The organism is Pseudomonas sp. B414 (assembly GCF_055408445.1).
The window spans coordinates 1-14,012 of the sequence record NZ_JBUZTQ010000057.1 but is presented as its reverse complement, the minus strand read 5'-3'; the positions used below and the strand labels follow the sequence as shown (position 1 = coordinate 14,012).

General features: G+C 59.0%; 13 protein-coding genes and 2 pseudogenes. 6 read left to right on the top strand and 9 right to left on the bottom strand.

Annotated elements, in window-relative coordinates; translation table 11 throughout:
- Together ACZRMH_RS25135 and ACZRMH_RS25130 are read right to left on the bottom strand one after the other, a co-directional pair.
- Positions 1–220 (bottom strand): annotated as a pseudogene (locus tag ACZRMH_RS25135) (putrescine ABC transporter permease PotH); the annotation flags it as partial.
- Entirely contained in the window at positions 217–1,359 is a 1,143-nt protein-coding gene (locus ACZRMH_RS25130) for an ABC transporter ATP-binding protein (RefSeq protein ID WP_464015740.1), read from the bottom strand. The pseudogene ACZRMH_RS25135 and the gene ACZRMH_RS25130, both read right to left, overlap by 4 nt.
- Before the next feature lie 442 nt (positions 1,360–1,801).
- On the opposite strand from ACZRMH_RS25130, the gene ACZRMH_RS25125 reads away from it, so the two are divergent.
- Positions 1,802–3,178: a glutamine synthetase family protein gene (locus ACZRMH_RS25125; RefSeq protein WP_464015739.1), complete on the top strand. Its 1,377-nt coding sequence runs from the start codon at positions 1,802–1,804 to the stop codon at positions 3,176–3,178.
- 217 nt (positions 3,179–3,395) lie between these two features.
- Positions 3,396–3,944 carry a cupin domain-containing protein gene (locus ACZRMH_RS25120; protein ID WP_464015738.1) on the top strand — a complete coding sequence of 183 codons (549 nt, stop codon included), beginning with the start codon at positions 3,396–3,398 and terminating at the stop codon, positions 3,942–3,944.
- A gap of 434 nt (positions 3,945–4,378) precedes the next feature.
- Here ACZRMH_RS25120 and ACZRMH_RS25115 read toward each other — a convergent pair whose 3' ends face one another.
- A complete protein-coding gene (locus ACZRMH_RS25115; RefSeq protein ID WP_464015741.1) occupies positions 4,379–5,392 on the bottom strand; it encodes an aldo/keto reductase in 1,014 nt (337 codons plus the stop codon).
- 290 nt (positions 5,393–5,682) lie between these two features.
- On the opposite strand from ACZRMH_RS25115, the gene ACZRMH_RS25110 reads away from it, so the two are divergent.
- The gene (locus tag ACZRMH_RS25110; RefSeq protein WP_464015737.1) at positions 5,683–6,273 is read left to right on the top strand and encodes a helix-turn-helix domain-containing protein; all 591 of its coding nucleotides are present in this window, start codon (positions 5,683–5,685) and stop codon (positions 6,271–6,273) included.
- Positions 6,274–6,428: 155 nt separating this feature from the next.
- Here the strand turns inward: ACZRMH_RS25110 and ACZRMH_RS25105 are convergent, their stop codons facing one another.
- The 6 genes from ACZRMH_RS25105 to ACZRMH_RS25080 all read right to left on the bottom strand — a co-directional run bounded on the left by ACZRMH_RS25105 (position 6,429) and on the right by ACZRMH_RS25080 (position 12,481).
- Positions 6,429–7,760, bottom strand: coding sequence for an LLM class flavin-dependent oxidoreductase (locus tag ACZRMH_RS25105; RefSeq protein ID WP_464015736.1), 1,332 nt, complete (start codon positions 7,758–7,760; stop codon positions 6,429–6,431).
- A gap of 31 nt (positions 7,761–7,791) precedes the next feature.
- Positions 7,792–8,556: an ABC transporter ATP-binding protein gene (locus ACZRMH_RS25100; protein WP_464015735.1), complete on the bottom strand. Its 765-nt coding sequence runs from the start codon at positions 8,554–8,556 to the stop codon at positions 7,792–7,794.
- 25 nt (positions 8,557–8,581) lie between these two features.
- Complete coding sequence (locus ACZRMH_RS25095) at positions 8,582–9,370, bottom strand: ABC transporter permease (RefSeq protein WP_464015734.1); 789 nt, start codon at positions 9,368–9,370, stop codon at positions 8,582–8,584.
- Positions 9,367–10,269 carry an ABC transporter permease gene (locus ACZRMH_RS25090; RefSeq protein ID WP_464015733.1) on the bottom strand — a complete coding sequence of 301 codons (903 nt, stop codon included), beginning with the start codon at positions 10,267–10,269 and terminating at the stop codon, positions 9,367–9,369. The genes ACZRMH_RS25095 and ACZRMH_RS25090 overlap by 4 nt, the downstream gene beginning before the upstream one ends.
- A 169-nt stretch (positions 10,270–10,438) precedes the next feature.
- Positions 10,439–11,533 carry an ABC transporter substrate-binding protein gene (locus tag ACZRMH_RS25085; RefSeq protein ID WP_464015732.1) on the bottom strand — a complete coding sequence of 365 codons (1,095 nt, stop codon included), beginning with the start codon at positions 11,531–11,533 and terminating at the stop codon, positions 10,439–10,441.
- 36 nt (positions 11,534–11,569) lie between these two features.
- Positions 11,570–12,481: a TauD/TfdA dioxygenase family protein gene (locus ACZRMH_RS25080; RefSeq protein WP_464015731.1), complete on the bottom strand. Its 912-nt coding sequence runs from the start codon at positions 12,479–12,481 to the stop codon at positions 11,570–11,572.
- A gap of 390 nt (positions 12,482–12,871) precedes the next feature.
- Here ACZRMH_RS25080 and ACZRMH_RS25075 point away from each other — a divergent pair, with 390 nt between their 5' ends.
- The 3 genes and pseudogenes from ACZRMH_RS25075 to ACZRMH_RS25065 all read left to right on the top strand — a co-directional run.
- Positions 12,872–13,135 carry a CopG family ribbon-helix-helix protein gene (locus tag ACZRMH_RS25075; protein ID WP_464015730.1) on the top strand — a complete coding sequence of 88 codons (264 nt, stop codon included), beginning with the start codon at positions 12,872–12,874 and terminating at the stop codon, positions 13,133–13,135.
- Positions 13,098–13,388: a type II toxin-antitoxin system RelE/ParE family toxin gene (locus tag ACZRMH_RS25070; RefSeq protein ID WP_464015729.1), complete on the top strand. Its 291-nt coding sequence runs from the start codon at positions 13,098–13,100 to the stop codon at positions 13,386–13,388. Before ACZRMH_RS25075 ends, ACZRMH_RS25070 begins: the two co-directional genes overlap by 38 nt.
- Positions 13,389–13,457: 69 nt before the next feature.
- Positions 13,458–13,916, top strand: a pseudogene (locus ACZRMH_RS25065) (CmpA/NrtA family ABC transporter substrate-binding protein); the annotation flags it as partial.
- Between the last annotated feature and the right edge of the window lie 96 nt (positions 13,917–14,012).

The window sequence follows — 14,012 nt, the reverse complement described above, 5'->3', positions numbered from 1 at the left end:
TGCCCAGGTTCAGCAGGACCTGGATTTTCTGGTCAACGTAACTGTAGATCTCGGTGTACGGCGGGATCGCCACGTCGGCTTCGGCAAAGCTGATCTTCAGAACAATAAAGAATGGCAGCATGAAGAACAGAAACAGCCACAGGAACGGAATTCCGATGACCATCTGACGGCCACCGGGGGTTATTCGTTGCAGTCGGCGCTTGAGTTTTCGCATGTTCATGAGCGCAGTACCACGCCGCTGTCGTCTTCCCACCACACGTAGACTTCGTCGTCCCAGGTCGGACGGGCACCACGGCGTTCGGCGTTGGCCATAAACGACTGGACGATCTTGCCCCCAGGCAGTTCTACATAAAACACCGAGTGCCCACCGAGGTAGGCAATGTCATGCACCTTGCCCTGCGACCAGTTGTAAGCGGACTCGGGCTTGAGGGTACTGACCAGCATTTTTTCCGGGCGGATGGCGTAAGTCACCGACTTGTCCTGCAGCGATGTTGTCACGCCGTGGCCAACGTAGATTTTGCGCTCCAACTCCGGGCTGTGGATGATCGCGTAGCCTTCCTCGTCATCTATGACCGTGCCGTCGAAGGCGTTCACATTGCCGATAAACTCGCAGACCATGCGGCTGACGGGAGCTTCATAGATATCCACAGGGCTGCCGATTTGCGCGATCCACCCCAGGTGCATAATGGCGATACGCTCAGCCATGGTCATGGCCTCTTCCTGGTCATGGGTCACCATCACGCAGGTCACGCCAACGCGCTCGATGATTTCTACCAGTTCGAGTTGCATCTGCGAACGCAGTTTTTTGTCCAGCGCACCCATCGGCTCATCGAGCAGCAGCAGTTTCGGGCGCTTGGCCAGTGAGCGAGCCAGGGCCACACGCTGACGCTGGCCACCAGACAACTGATGGGGCCTGCGCTTGGCGTATTGGGTCATATGCACCAGGCGCAGCATTTCCTCTACGCGGGCGTCGATATCACTGGCGGACAGACGATCCTGCTTCAAGCCAAAGGCGATGTTCTGCGCCACGGTCATATGCGGGAACAAGGCATAGGACTGGAACATCATATTGATCGGCCGCTCGTACGGCGGCATATCGGTAATGTCGACCCCATCGAGAAAAATACGACCCTCTGTTGGGCGCTCAAAGCCCGCCAGCATGCGCAGAAGGGTTGACTTGCCGGAGCCGGAACCTCCGAGCAGGGCGAAGATTTCGCCTTGGTGGATATCCAGGGATACATCGTCAACAGCGATGGTTTCGTCGAACTTCTTGGTGACCCGGTCGACTTTTACCAACACCTTTTTCGGTGCCTGATTACCTTCAAGGGCCTTGCGATAGGTACTGGAGGCGTTTGCCATATGAAACTCCCAACAGCTTCGGTCGCCAGGCCAACACGGCCCGACTCAATAGTTGATCGCAAACCTGCAGCACAGGTTTTTTCGGCGCCGGTAAAGCGGCTGCCTGGTAGTACTTGTTGTTATTGCGGCTTGTCGTTGTCGTGACGCAAAGGCCCGCCCGCCTGCTGTACGCAGGCAGCCAAGTGGACTTGAACGAGCTTTTCCGGAGCTTAGTCTTGTTGATTTTAATTAACAACCGCAATGTAAAAAATCTAAAACACTTTTCATCTATAGCCCGCACCCCGCTCGCGCGGAACGACTTTACACAACTCTAAAACGCGCCAAAATGCCTTGAAAATAACGATTTCAGGTCAGCCGTTCGCTATTGACTTCACCCTGCCTTTCGGATTGACTGGGTTCGTGAAAGGGCAGTGAACATAATAATTAACATAATAGGTGCATCATGGCGGTTCCCCTGCGCGCAGTTCAGCTCAATGAAGCAAATGCATTCCTCAAGAAATACCCTGAGGTTTTGTACGTTGACCTTCTTATTGCGGATATGAACGGCGTGGTGCGCGGCAAGCGCATCGAACGCACCAGCCTGCACAAGGTTTACGAGAAGGGCATCAACCTGCCCGCCTCCCTGTTTGCCCTGGATATCAATGGCTCGACGGTGGAAAGCACCGGCCTGGGCCTGGATATCGGTGACTCGGACCGCATCTGCTACCCCATCCCCAATACCCTGTGCATCGAGCCCTGGCAGAAACGCCCGACGGCGCAATTGCTGATGACCATGCACGAACTGGAAGGCCAGCCGTTCTTCGCCGACCCGCGGGAAGTGCTGCGCCAGGTGGTGGCCAAGTTCGATGACATGGGCCTGACCATTTGCGCGGCCTTTGAGCTGGAGTTCTACCTGATCGACCAGGACAACGTGAACGGCCGCCCGCAAGCGCCGCGCTCGCCGGTGTCGGGCAAACGGCCGATGTCGACCCAGGTGTACCTGATCGATGACCTCGACGAATACGTCGACTGCCTGCAGGACATTCTCGAAGGCGCGAAAGAGCAAGGCATCCCGGCGGATGCGATCGTCAAGGAAAGTGCCCCGGCGCAGTTCGAGGTCAACCTGCATCACGTTGCCGACCCGATCAAGGCCTGCGACTACGCCGTGCTGCTCAAGCGCCTGGTGAAAAACATCGCCTACGACCATGAGATGGACACCACCTTTATGGCCAAGCCGTACCCTGGCCAGGCGGGCAACGGGCTGCATGTGCACGTCTCGATTCTGGACAAGGAAGGCAAAAATATTTTTGCCAGCGAGGACCCCGAGCAGAACGACGCATTGCGTCACGCAATCGGCGGTGTGCTCGAAACCCTGCCGGCGCAGATGGCGTTCCTCTGCCCCAACGTCAACTCGTATCGCCGTTTCGGCGCCCAGTTCTATGTGCCGAACTCGCCGAGCTGGGGCATCGACAACCGCACCGTGGCAGTACGTGTACCCACCGGCTCTGCCGACTCGGTGCGCATCGAACACCGCGTTGCCGGTGCTGACGCCAACCCGTACCTGCTGATGGCTTCGGTCCTGGCCGGTATCCATCACGGCCTGACCAACAAAATCGAGCCGGGGCCACCGGTGGAAGGCAACAGCTACGAGCAAAACGAGCAAAGCCTGCCGAACAACCTGCGCGACGCACTGCGCGAGCTGGATGACAGCGAAGTCATGGCCAAATACATCGACCCGCTGTACATCGATGTCTTCGTTGCCTGCAAGGAAAGCGAACTCGCCGAGTTTGAAAACTCGATCTCGGACCTTGAGTACAACTGGTACTTGCACACCGTTTGATTGAGCCAATCTCCTGTCGGCGGCCACCTCACCGGGGCCGCCAATCCAGCGGGGGCAACAGGGCCCGGCACCGTTTATCGAAGCTGCTGAGCTACGCCAATAAACGTGATTTAATAGCCGCCTTTCACGATTCCGGGACAGAGGCACGGTGCGATTTGCGGCATCCGTCGCCCGCCATCTCCCCCGTCACCTTAAGTAGTTCTCACATAAGGCTGTCATGGACACGGGCTCACGACTCAAATTAGTACGCGAAAGCTACAAAATGTCCCAGCGCGAGCTGGCACGGCGTAGCGGCGTCACCAATGCCACCATTTCCCTGATCGAACAGAATCGCGTCAGTCCTTCAGTCAGCTCCCTCAAAAAGCTGCTGGAGAGCATTCCCATGTCGCTGGCTGATTTTTTCACCTTCGACCAGCCACCGCGCGAACACCAATATGTGTTCCGTGCCAATGAACAGCCTGACCTGGGCCGTGACGGCTTGCGCCTGCTGCTGATTGGTGCCTCGGTGCCGGGCCGGCAGATGCGCTTGTTGCGCGAGCAATACGCACCGGGTGCCAGCTCCGGGGAAGAGCCGATCGTGCATGCTGTAGGTGAAGAGTGCGGGCTGGTGGCCCGAGGTACGATCGAACTGACCGTGGATGGCCAGATCAGCATCTTGAATGCCGGGGACGGCTATTACTTCCCCACTACCCTGCCCCATCGCTTTCGCAATATCGGCGCGGATGAAGCCGAGATCATCAGCGCCAATACACCGGCCAACTTCTGACGGGGAAGCGCCGGCTGCTCACTTAAGCGAACAATGCTTTTGTGGGAGCTGGCTTGCCTGCGATGCAAGCGCTGCGGTCGGGCAGGCGAACCGCAGTGATGCCATCGCGAGCAAGCCCGCTCCCACATAATGATCCCGGCAAGGTCCGAATTTTGTGAGCACCGCAAAACCTGTGGGAGCAGGCTTGCCTGCGATACAAGCGCTGCGGTCTGGCAGGCGAACTGCAGTGATGCCATCGCGAGCAAGCCCGCTCCCACATAATGATCCCGGCAAGGTCCGAATTTTGTGAGCACCGCAAAACCTGTGGGAGCTGGCTTGCCTGCGATGCAAGCGCTGCGGTCTGGCAGGCAAACCGAGTCGATGCCATCGCGAGCAAGCCCGCTCCCACAATGCCCCCTCAATTCCCCCACAAGGGCACTGCAGTAGTCGGTCTTTTACACCCGCGACCTGCGCCCGAAAAACGGATGGCTCGGGTCGTTGTAGCCCGGTGTGCTCGAATGCCCGGTCACCACCAGGTCGTTGATAAACGCTTCATCCTGCGCGGTGAAGTTGTAGTTCAACGCCGGTACGTAGTCCTCCCATTGCTGTTCGGTACGCGGCCCCGCAATCGCTGAGGTAATCAGTTTGTTGTTCAGCACCCAGGCCAAAGCAAACTGGCCTGCGGTAATCCCTTGCCCTTCGGCATAGTCACGAATGCGCTGGGCCAGGTTGAGGGACTCAGGGCGCCATTCGGTCTGTTGCAGGCGCGGGTCGTTACGACCAGCACGGGTGTCCTGGCCCGGGGCCTGATCCGGGTCGTATTTGCCTGTCAGTACGCCACGCGCCAATGGGCTGTAGGAGATCACGCCAATACCGTAATACTCCGCCGCTGGCAGGTGCTCCACTTCGATCTGGCGGTTGGCCAGGTTGTATAGCGGCTGGCTGACGCTGGGGCGCTGGATGCCCAGCAGGTCGGCGCTGCGGCTGAATTCGGCAAGCTTCCAGCCACGATGGTTGGACAGCCCGTAACCACGAATCTTGCCCGCCCGAATCAGGTCATCGAGGGCGCGCAGGGTTTCGTCCACCGGGGTGTCGTGGTCTTCGCGGTGCAGGTAGAACAGGTCGATATAGTCGGTGTTCAGGCGCTTGAGGCTGGCCTCGGCCGAAGCAATGACATTCTGGCGCGAGGCGCCGCTGTTGTTCGGGCCTGCGCCACCCGGGTCGGGGTTGACGAATTTGGTGGCCAGCACCCAGCGCTGGCGGTGCTCGCCAATCAGGCGGCCAACCACTTCTTCCGAAGCACCACCGTTGTAGCCATTGGCGGTGTCGATGGAGTTGATGCCCTGCTCAAAGGCACGGTCGGTGATACGTCGGGCGACGTCGTCCGGGGTCTGCCCGCCGAACATCATGGTGCCCAGGGTGATGGGCGAAACCTTCACGCCGTTGCGGCCCAGGTTGCGGTATTGAATGTCGCTCATGCTGACTCCCTGCGTGGTGATCGTTAAATCAAGTGGCGCAAACAGTAGTCAGCCGTGTTCTGACGGTCAACGCCCAACGAAGCATAACCATAGAGCCGTTTTATCAGGATTTCGCTTATTCAAATCCGGTCTTTAAACGTCTTAATTAATTATTTATGGATCTAAAAAACCGACGGTAATCTCATGACTTTTCGGACCGCATGAAAAGGAATCATCATGAGCCGTCGCCCCCATGGCCCTGACTATTCACCTGCATTGCCCTCGCTTGCAGGCTCACGCCCATGAATATCCCTACCGGTTTTCTCGACAGCAGCGGCAGCATCCCTTTCAGCCTGCCCGAGCGCGATCATCAGGGCGACGACCCCATTGCCAAACGTATCAGCCACAACCTGCAGCGCCTGCGCGACAAGCGTGAGGTGTCGCTGGAGGCGCTGGCGCAGGCCAGTGGCGTACGCCGCGCCATGCTCGTGCAGATAGAAGCCGGTCGCAGTTTTCCCTCTGTGAAAGTGCTGTGCAAGGTAGCCAGCGCTCTGCAGGTATCGATCGCTGAATTCCTTGCCCCCAGCGACTCCCACGGTGCCATTGTGCGTCGCGCCTTGCCCCCGGAACACGCCGAAGCACAGGTGGCATTTAACGAGCTGCGCCTGAACCCGCGAGCCGAAGAGCATGTACCCGGCCACGAGCCCGCCGTGCAGATAAACCTGCTGGTGGCCAAGGGCAGCCTGGGGCTGAGCATCAATGACGAACACTTTGTCCTGCGTGCCGGTGACTCGATCCTGTTTCGTGCCGGGCAACCGCACCAGTACCGCAATCTGCTGGACAGCGAGGCCGTCGCCTATAGGGTGACCAGCCCCGCGCAAGTTCAGGAATAGCTCGCAGAACGTGCAGCAAAAAATCGGTGGGAGCGGGCTTGCTCGCGATGCATGAAGCGCGGTCTGCCTGGCAAACCGCGGTGATGCCTTCGCGAGCAAGCCCGCTCCCACAGGTTTTACAGCGCCCTCAAAATTCGAACTTGTGGGAGGGAGAATCAGGCCGTTTTAAGGGCGTAGCGCGACTCCGGCCGGGTCAGGCCGTAGTGCTCGCGCAAGGTGCTGCCCGCGTATTCACTGCGGAACAAACCGCGCTTGCGCAAAATCGGCAGCACTTCGTCGAGGAACACTTCAAAGCCATCGGGGAATGCCGGAGGCATCACGTTAAAACCATCCGCCGCTCCGCTGCGAAACCACTGTTCGATCAAGTCGGCAATCTGCACCGGCGTGCCCACCGGTACCCAATGCCCGCGCGCACCAGCCAAGCGGTTGATCAGTTGGCGCAGGGTGGCGTTTTCGCGGTCGACAATATCGATAATCAGTTTGAAGCGGCTGGACTGGCTTTCAGTACCATTAAAGTCGATCAGATGGCGCGGAAACGGCGCATCCAGATCATACCCGGTCAAATCCACACCCAGCATGCGCCGCAATTGCCCCAGGGAAACATGCGGCAGCACCAGCTCATTAAGCTCATCAAATTTGCGCTGGGCCTCAGCTTCGCTGCTGGCGATATACGGGCTGATGCCCGGGAGGATTTTCAACTGACGCGGGTCGCGCCCCACCGCCCTGGCCCGGGCACGGATGTCGTTGGCAAATTCGCTGGCGCTATGCAGCGTCTGGTGTGCAGTAAAAATGGCTTCAGCATGCTTTGCAGCAAAGTCACGGCCATCTTCCGAAGACCCAGCCTGCACCTGCACCGGTCGACCCTGGGGCGAACGCGGCGAGTTCAACGGCCCCTTGACCTTGTAGTAAGCGCCCACATGGTTGATCGAATGCACCTTGCCACTGTCGGCAAATACCCCGGCGCTCTTGTCCAGCACCAGCGCATCGTCTTCCCAACTGTCCCACAGGTCGCCAACCACCTTCACGAACTCTTCGGCCTGGGCGTAGCGGTCATGGGCCGAGGGATGTGCATCGAGGCCAAAATTGGCAGCTGCGGCGGCCATTGAGGTGGTGACGATATTCCAGCCCGCACGGCCCTTGCTCAAATGGTCCAGGGCGCTGAACGAGCGCGCCAGATTGTAGGGTTCGCTGTAGGTGGTGCTGGCCGTGGCAATCAGCCCGATACGCTGGGTGACGGCGGCAATCGCTGCCAGCCAGGTCACCGGTTCAAAGCGGATACGCAAGCCTTCACGGCCGCTTTCGGCCAGTGACGGCGAGTCGGCAAAGAAGATTGCATCGAGCTTTTCCCGCTCGGCACGTAGTGCAAGCTGCTGGTAGTAGCCGATGTCCATCGACGACTCCGGCACCGATTGCGGGTGGCGCCAGGCGGCTTCGTGATGGCCGTTGGGGTAGATAAACAGGTTGAGGCTGAGCTGACGTTCGGACATTTTCTGCTCTCTGAATTCAGATAACGAAGGTTCAATGCAATTCGGCGAAGTCGCTCAGCACATCGTCGCGCAGGGCGATAAAGCGGCTGTCACTGCGGTTGCGCGGGCGCGGCAAATCGATATCGAGGATGCGCCGGATACGCCCGGGGTTGGGCTGCATCACCACCACCCGATCGCCCAGGAATACCGCCTCGTCCACATCGTGGGTGACCAGAATCATGGTGATTTTTTCCTTGGCCCAGATGTTTTGCAGCTCGCCTTGCAGCCGTGCACGGGTCAGGGCATCGAGGGCCCCCAGAGGCTCGTCGAGCAACAGCACGCTGGGGCGATTGACCAGCCCGCGGGCGATGGCCACGCGCTGGGCCATGCCGCCGGAGATCTGGTGCGGGTAGGCATCGATAAAGTCCTGCAGGCCCACCAACTCGATGTGTTCGCGCACGGTGTCGCGCTTTTCCTTTGTGCTCAGGGGCGAGTTTTTCAGCGCCACGGCGACGTTCTGCTCAACGTTGAGCCAAGGGAACAGGCGGTGGTCCTGAAACACGATGCCGCGCTCCAGCCCCGTGCCGGCGATGGGTTTGCCATCGAGCAGGATGCGCCCGTCGTACTCCTCGTCCAGGCCAAGGATCAGCCGCAACAGGGTGGACTTGCCGCAACCGCTGGCACCGACGATGCTGATAAATTCGCCTGGGGCGATATCCAGCTGGATATTGTCGAGCACCTGCAATTGGCTGGTGCTGCCGGGGCGCGAAGCAAAGCGCTTGCTGATGTTTTCCAGGGTCAGGCTGTTATTGAGCATGCTGCAATCCTTCTGAAAGTGCCGATCAACGCGGTTCGATGCCATACAGGCGTTGCATGCGTCGCTCAAAAATCCGGGCCAGGGCATTCAGGCTCCAGCCCACCAGGCCGATCACCAGCATGCCGAACAGCACCAGGTCCATCATGAAATGCTCGCTGCCATCGATCAGCGTGTTGCCTATACCCTCCCCCGATACCAGCAGGTACTCGGCGCCGATGGTCGCCAGCCACGAGTACACCAGCGCCAGGTACAGGCCGGTGAAGATCGACGGCAGGGCCGCCGGCAACATGACCCCGACGATGGTTTGCCAGCGGCTGAAGCGATAAACACGCGCCACTTCCAGCAGGTTGGGCGGCACATTGCGCAGGCCGTCACAGGTGTTGACCACCACCGGCACCAGTGCCGCCAGCGACAGAAACACCACCTTGGCCACATCGCCCAAACCGAACCACACCGAGATCAGCGGGATCCAGGCGAACAACGAAATCTGTTTGAAGGTGTTGAAGCTGGGGCCGACCAAACGCTCGAAGTAATGCGAAAGGCCCAGCAGGCAACCGAGCACCAGGCCCAGGCTGGTGCCGATAAAGAAGCCGCTCAAGTTGCGCGTCAGGCTGGCGCTGATGGCCCGCCAGAATTTGCCCGAAACGATCTGGTCCCAGGCCGTGGCCGCGACCTTTTCCGGCGACACCAGCAGCCCGGACTGACTCCAGCCCAGATGCGCAGCCAGCCACCACAGGGCAATGGCGCCAATCGGTAAAACCCAGCCGCGATAGCGACGGCTGTTGCCATGACTGATTGCCAGTGCGCTGCTCATGACTGGCGCCCCGCTACCAGCACGCGGCCACGATTGAGGCGGCGCTCGGCGTAATCAAAACCGCGATCGATCAACAGGCCAATCGCCCCGACCACGACCACGGCGGCCATCACCAGATCCAGCTGGAACAGCTGGCGACCGTACACAATCAGGTACCCCAGCCCTTCGCTCGACGCCACCAGCTCGACCACTACCAGTGACAGCCAGGCTTTGGTAAAGCCCAGACGCAGGCCGGTAAACAGGGTCGGGATAGCGGCCGGCAAGACGATAAACACCACGCTCTGCCAACGGCTGAAACCATAGGCCCGCCCGGCTTCCAGCAAGCCCTGGGGCGCCTGTTTGAACGCCTGCAGAGTGCACAGCGTGATCGGCACCAATGCAGCCTTGGCAATCAACACATACTTGAGCGGCTCGCCGATGCCGAACAGCAGCAAGGCAAACGGCAGCCAGGCCAGTACCGGGATTTGCACAATGGCGTTGAAGGTGGGCAGCAGATAATCCTCGACGGTTTTCGACAATCCCATGGCCAGCCCCAGCGCCACACCGATAGCGGCCCCGAGGGCAAACCCGAGCACCACCCGCTGCAGGCTGGCGGCGGCATTTATCCACAGGTCGCCGGAGGCAAAGAGATCCGAGAGGGTTTCGTAAACATAGGCGGGTGGTGGCAATACCTGCTCTGACAGCCAGCCCTGTTCAACCCCCAGATACCACAGACCCAGCAAGGCCAGCGGCAACAGCCAGGGCAAGGCCCTTTCACCCAGTATCGAAGACCAGGCCCGGGTACGAGGCACCTCGACCTTGCGCACCGGGCGCGTTGGCGCAGGCGGCAAACGCTTTACGTTGTCCTTGGGTAGCGCCGGAGCGTACTGCTGGAGTGCGACTGTCTGTGCTCTGGGCATATGCCTGGCTCCCTTGCTTGCTACAAAAAAACGGAAAATCTGTGGGAGCGAGCCTGCTCGCGATTGGATCGACACGGACTAACAGTAAGTCCGCGTCGTCTGCATCGCGAGCAAGCCCGCTCCCACAGGGATATGCAGTTACTTGCCCCCTTCCACAGGGGGAGTGCGATTACTTGCCCGCTACCGCATTGCCAACAGGCTGCTTGCCATCCGCGCCATAGGCCGTCCAGAAGTTCTCCAGCCCTTTGGCCTTGAGGGCGTTTTGCAGGTAGCCGGGTTCAAACCAGCCATCAATACTGACCGGTCGGCGGATCAGTTTTTCCTCCTTGGCCTGCTCCGCCACCGCCTGGTAGCGGCTCAGCAAAAAGGTGTCGATCAGCGGCGAAGACCTGTCCCGCAGGCTGACTCCGGTAAAGTCGGCGCGCAGTGAGTCCACCGGGTCATTGCTCTTGGCCCACTCGGTGAACACCTCATCGCGATGGCCGTCTTCGGAAGTCCACTTCGCCGCATCCACCAGGGTATCGACGACTTTTTGCACATTGGCCGGGTGTTCTTTTTCGTAGGCACCGCGCACCACCAATGCGGTCTGACGGGTGTAGCGCACATCCTGATCCGGGTTGTCGTAAACGATGTCGATCAGGCCCTTGTCACGCAGTTTGAACAACTCGCGACCACCAAATGCCGCATCCACGCCATTGGAAACCAGTGCCGCCTGGGTGCTGCCGGCATCAAGGTTGATCACCTTGATATCGCGCTCGCTCATGCCGTGCGCGGCCAGCAGATTGATCGACACCAGATGGCCGTTGGTGCCGCGAAACACCGCGACCTTCTTGCCTTTAAGGTCTTCGATGGTCTTTATGTCAGAGCCCTTGGGCACCGCCAGGTACAGATTGGCCCGCACGCCCAGGGCCGCCAGCAGTTTGGTGTCCAGCCCGTTGGAACGCCCGACCACCGCTGGCAGATCGCCCTGGTAGGCGAAGTCCAGCTGCTGGTTGGACAAGGCTTCGTTGACCGCAGGGCCAGCGCCCTTGAAGAAAAACCACTGCACCTCGGTGCCAGTACCGGCGAACGCTTTCTCCAACAGTTGCTGGTTGCGCACGATGCCCAGCGGCGAGCCACTGAACGTGACCGGATCACCGCCCCCGGCGCTCGCCACACCGACGCGCAACACATCGGCCTCGGCCAGCGGCACAGTCATGACCGCTGCCAGCACGGCGGCAATGCGGGTCTTGCGTAACAGGGCATTTACTTTGAATGTGGCCATGGACAGGTCTTCCTTGAAGCAATAAGACGCGGCCCGTCAGGCGGCGAGGTGTTTTTTGTCGGCTTCGGTTTTCGGCGAGCGGGTTTCCGGGGTTGGCTTGAGCGCCTGGCTCAAGCGGCCGTCCACACCCACCGGCACATCACCATCGATGGTGGTGCGGCGCACGATGCGCGGGGCATCGCCGTAGTCGTTGATCGCAATATGCTGGGTGGCGCGGTTATCCCAGATCACCACATCGCCTTCCTGCCAGCGCCAGCGCACGGTGTTGTCGACATGGGTAATACGGTCATGAAACAGGCGAATCAGCTGTTTCGAATCGCTGCTGCTGACACCTTGAATTTCTTTGACAAAGTGGCCCAGCAACAAACTTCTTTCGCCCGATTCCGGGTGAACGCGAACCAGCGGATGCTCAGTTTCATAAACTTCGGCAGTGAACTGTTCGCGATAACGCTTGAGGCCGGATTCATCGGTATCGCGAGGCGTCGCATAGTCATAAACATTGGTATGCAGGGCGCGCAAGTTGTCCGCAAGTTGCTTTAACGGCTCGGGTAAATCGTTATAAGCCGAGGCGGTATTGGCCCACACCGTGTCGCCGCCATAGGGTGGAATAACCACACCGCGCAAGATGGAAATCTTCGGGTAATTAGCCACAAAGGTCACATCCGTGTGCCAGGAGTTGGCCCGGGTTTCCTTGGCATCGAGGTGCAGGATGGCGGCGCTTTGCTCGGCCGAACGCACGGTGGGATGGGGCACCTGATTACCGAAGCGGCGGGAAAAGGCTTCGTGTTCGGCGTCATCCAGATGCTGGCCACGGAAGAACACAACTTTATATTTCAACAATGCCTGATTAATAAACTCGAAATCCTGAGCACTGATATCACCGCCCAGTTTTACGCCATCAAGTTGTGCGCCAATTCGACCCGCCACGGGTTTTACTTGAATAGTCATCGCCCCACTCCTGCCTCACGAGTTGTTGTGGACAGATCATAAAGGCATAAAAACCCAGGCAGCCAATCACTTTTTAATCTAACGATAGATGGGCAACTTAATAGATCTCAACCGATTCCAAGCTAGATAAATAGTTATAAGTTTTTTAGTTGTAAGGTAATAACCAATTTAAAAAAATGGGTGACACCCATACGCGAAATTTCACGGCGACGTAGGTGAAATATCGTACGAAACAACTGATTTCCTGCAACTACGCTGTTTCGGGTGGTGCCATGAAATACGAGTGCGTTCGTCTGAAATGACAAGCCGCCCCCTGTTATCTCTACCTGCTCGAGTTTACAGTTTGCCTAAGCGTATACGCTGTATACATCTGAGAATAAGGAGCCAACCATGGCATCACCCGTGTTGTCATTCCGTGTTGAAGAGGCACTGGTCGAACAGCTCGACCAGTTGTCACAAGCCACTGATCGCGACCGCCAGTACCATCTAAAACGTGCGCTGGCCCGCTACGTTGAAGCCGAGTCCTGGCATCTCAAGGCCATCGCCGAAGGCATCGCCGACGCCGACGCTGGCAAATTGACCGATCTTGAAACCATCAAGGCCAAATGGGTGAACCGTGCCAAACATCGCGCTGACGGACAAAGCGAGCAGTGACCTTGACTCTATTCACGAGTATTACCAGTCGCATGTGGGGCCAGAAGCGGCAGATGCCGTACTGGCCCAAATCATTGAAGTCCTGGAACAGCTGAAAATTTTCAGCGGCCTCGGGCGTCCCTCACAAACGCCCGATGTGAGGGAGCTGATCCTGACCGACTTGCCTTTTATAGCGCCCTACCGACTGGCCGAGGGTGAGGTGCAGGTGCTGCGGATTCTGCATCAGAGCACTGAGAGGCCAGAAGGTTGGTGAGAGCCGCTTAAACACTCTGGCATATGCCTTGCACCTTCAGCGTATGCTTTTCGCCAAGGTGCAGCCCCCATGAACGAACCATCCGCCGGGCCGCTGGCCTGGGTCAACGGCAGCGATGCCCCGGAAAAGACCGAAATAAACCTCGGTTTTATGGCCCTCAGCGATTGCGCTTCAGTGGTGGTGGCCGCAACCCAGGGGTTTGCCCAGCCTTTCGGCCTGACCCTGAACCTCAAGCGCCAGTCATCCTGGGCCAGCCTGCGCGACAACCTGGTCAACGGCCAGCTCGACGCCGCCCACAGCCTGTACGGGCTGATCTACGCCGTGCATCTGGGCATCGGCGGCGTGGCGGCCACCGACATGAGCGTACTTATGGGGCTCAATCAGAACGGCCAGAGCCTCAACCTCTCCCACGGCTTGCAGGCCATGGGCGTGACCCGTACTGAAGCACTGCAACAGCATGTGCACCAAAGTCGCTCAAAACTGACCTTCGCCCAGACGTTTCCCACCGGCACCCACGCCATGTGGCTGGGCGGCCGCGAAAACTGAGTGCAACACCTGACCTTTCCGGTACGGTGCTGCCCCTATGTCCTATTCCGAACTCAGCGTTGAAGAGCGCGCGATCAT

Coding starts and splice junctions, on each gene's coding strand:
- ACZRMH_RS25090 (WP_464015733.1), bottom strand. CDS start 10,269: ATGCCCAGAGCACAGACAGTCGCACTCCAGCAGTACGCTCCGGCGCTA.
- ACZRMH_RS25120 (WP_464015738.1), top strand. CDS start 3,396: ATGGACACGGGCTCACGACTCAAATTAGTACGCGAAAGCTACAAAATG.
- ACZRMH_RS25085 (WP_464015732.1), bottom strand. CDS start 11,533: ATGGCCACATTCAAAGTAAATGCCCTGTTACGCAAGACCCGCATTGCC.
- ACZRMH_RS25125 (WP_464015739.1), top strand. CDS start 1,802: ATGGCGGTTCCCCTGCGCGCAGTTCAGCTCAATGAAGCAAATGCATTC.
- ACZRMH_RS25075 (WP_464015730.1), top strand. CDS start 12,872: ATGGCATCACCCGTGTTGTCATTCCGTGTTGAAGAGGCACTGGTCGAA.
- ACZRMH_RS25130 (WP_464015740.1), bottom strand. CDS start 1,359: ATGGCAAACGCCTCCAGTACCTATCGCAAGGCCCTTGAAGGTAATCAG.
- ACZRMH_RS25080 (WP_464015731.1), bottom strand. CDS start 12,481: ATGACTATTCAAGTAAAACCCGTGGCGGGTCGAATTGGCGCACAACTT.
- ACZRMH_RS25105 (WP_464015736.1), bottom strand. CDS start 7,760: ATGTCCGAACGTCAGCTCAGCCTCAACCTGTTTATCTACCCCAACGGC.
- ACZRMH_RS25100 (WP_464015735.1), bottom strand. CDS start 8,556: ATGCTCAATAACAGCCTGACCCTGGAAAACATCAGCAAGCGCTTTGCT.
- ACZRMH_RS25095 (WP_464015734.1), bottom strand. CDS start 9,370: ATGAGCAGCGCACTGGCAATCAGTCATGGCAACAGCCGTCGCTATCGC.
- ACZRMH_RS25110 (WP_464015737.1), top strand. CDS start 5,683: ATGAATATCCCTACCGGTTTTCTCGACAGCAGCGGCAGCATCCCTTTC.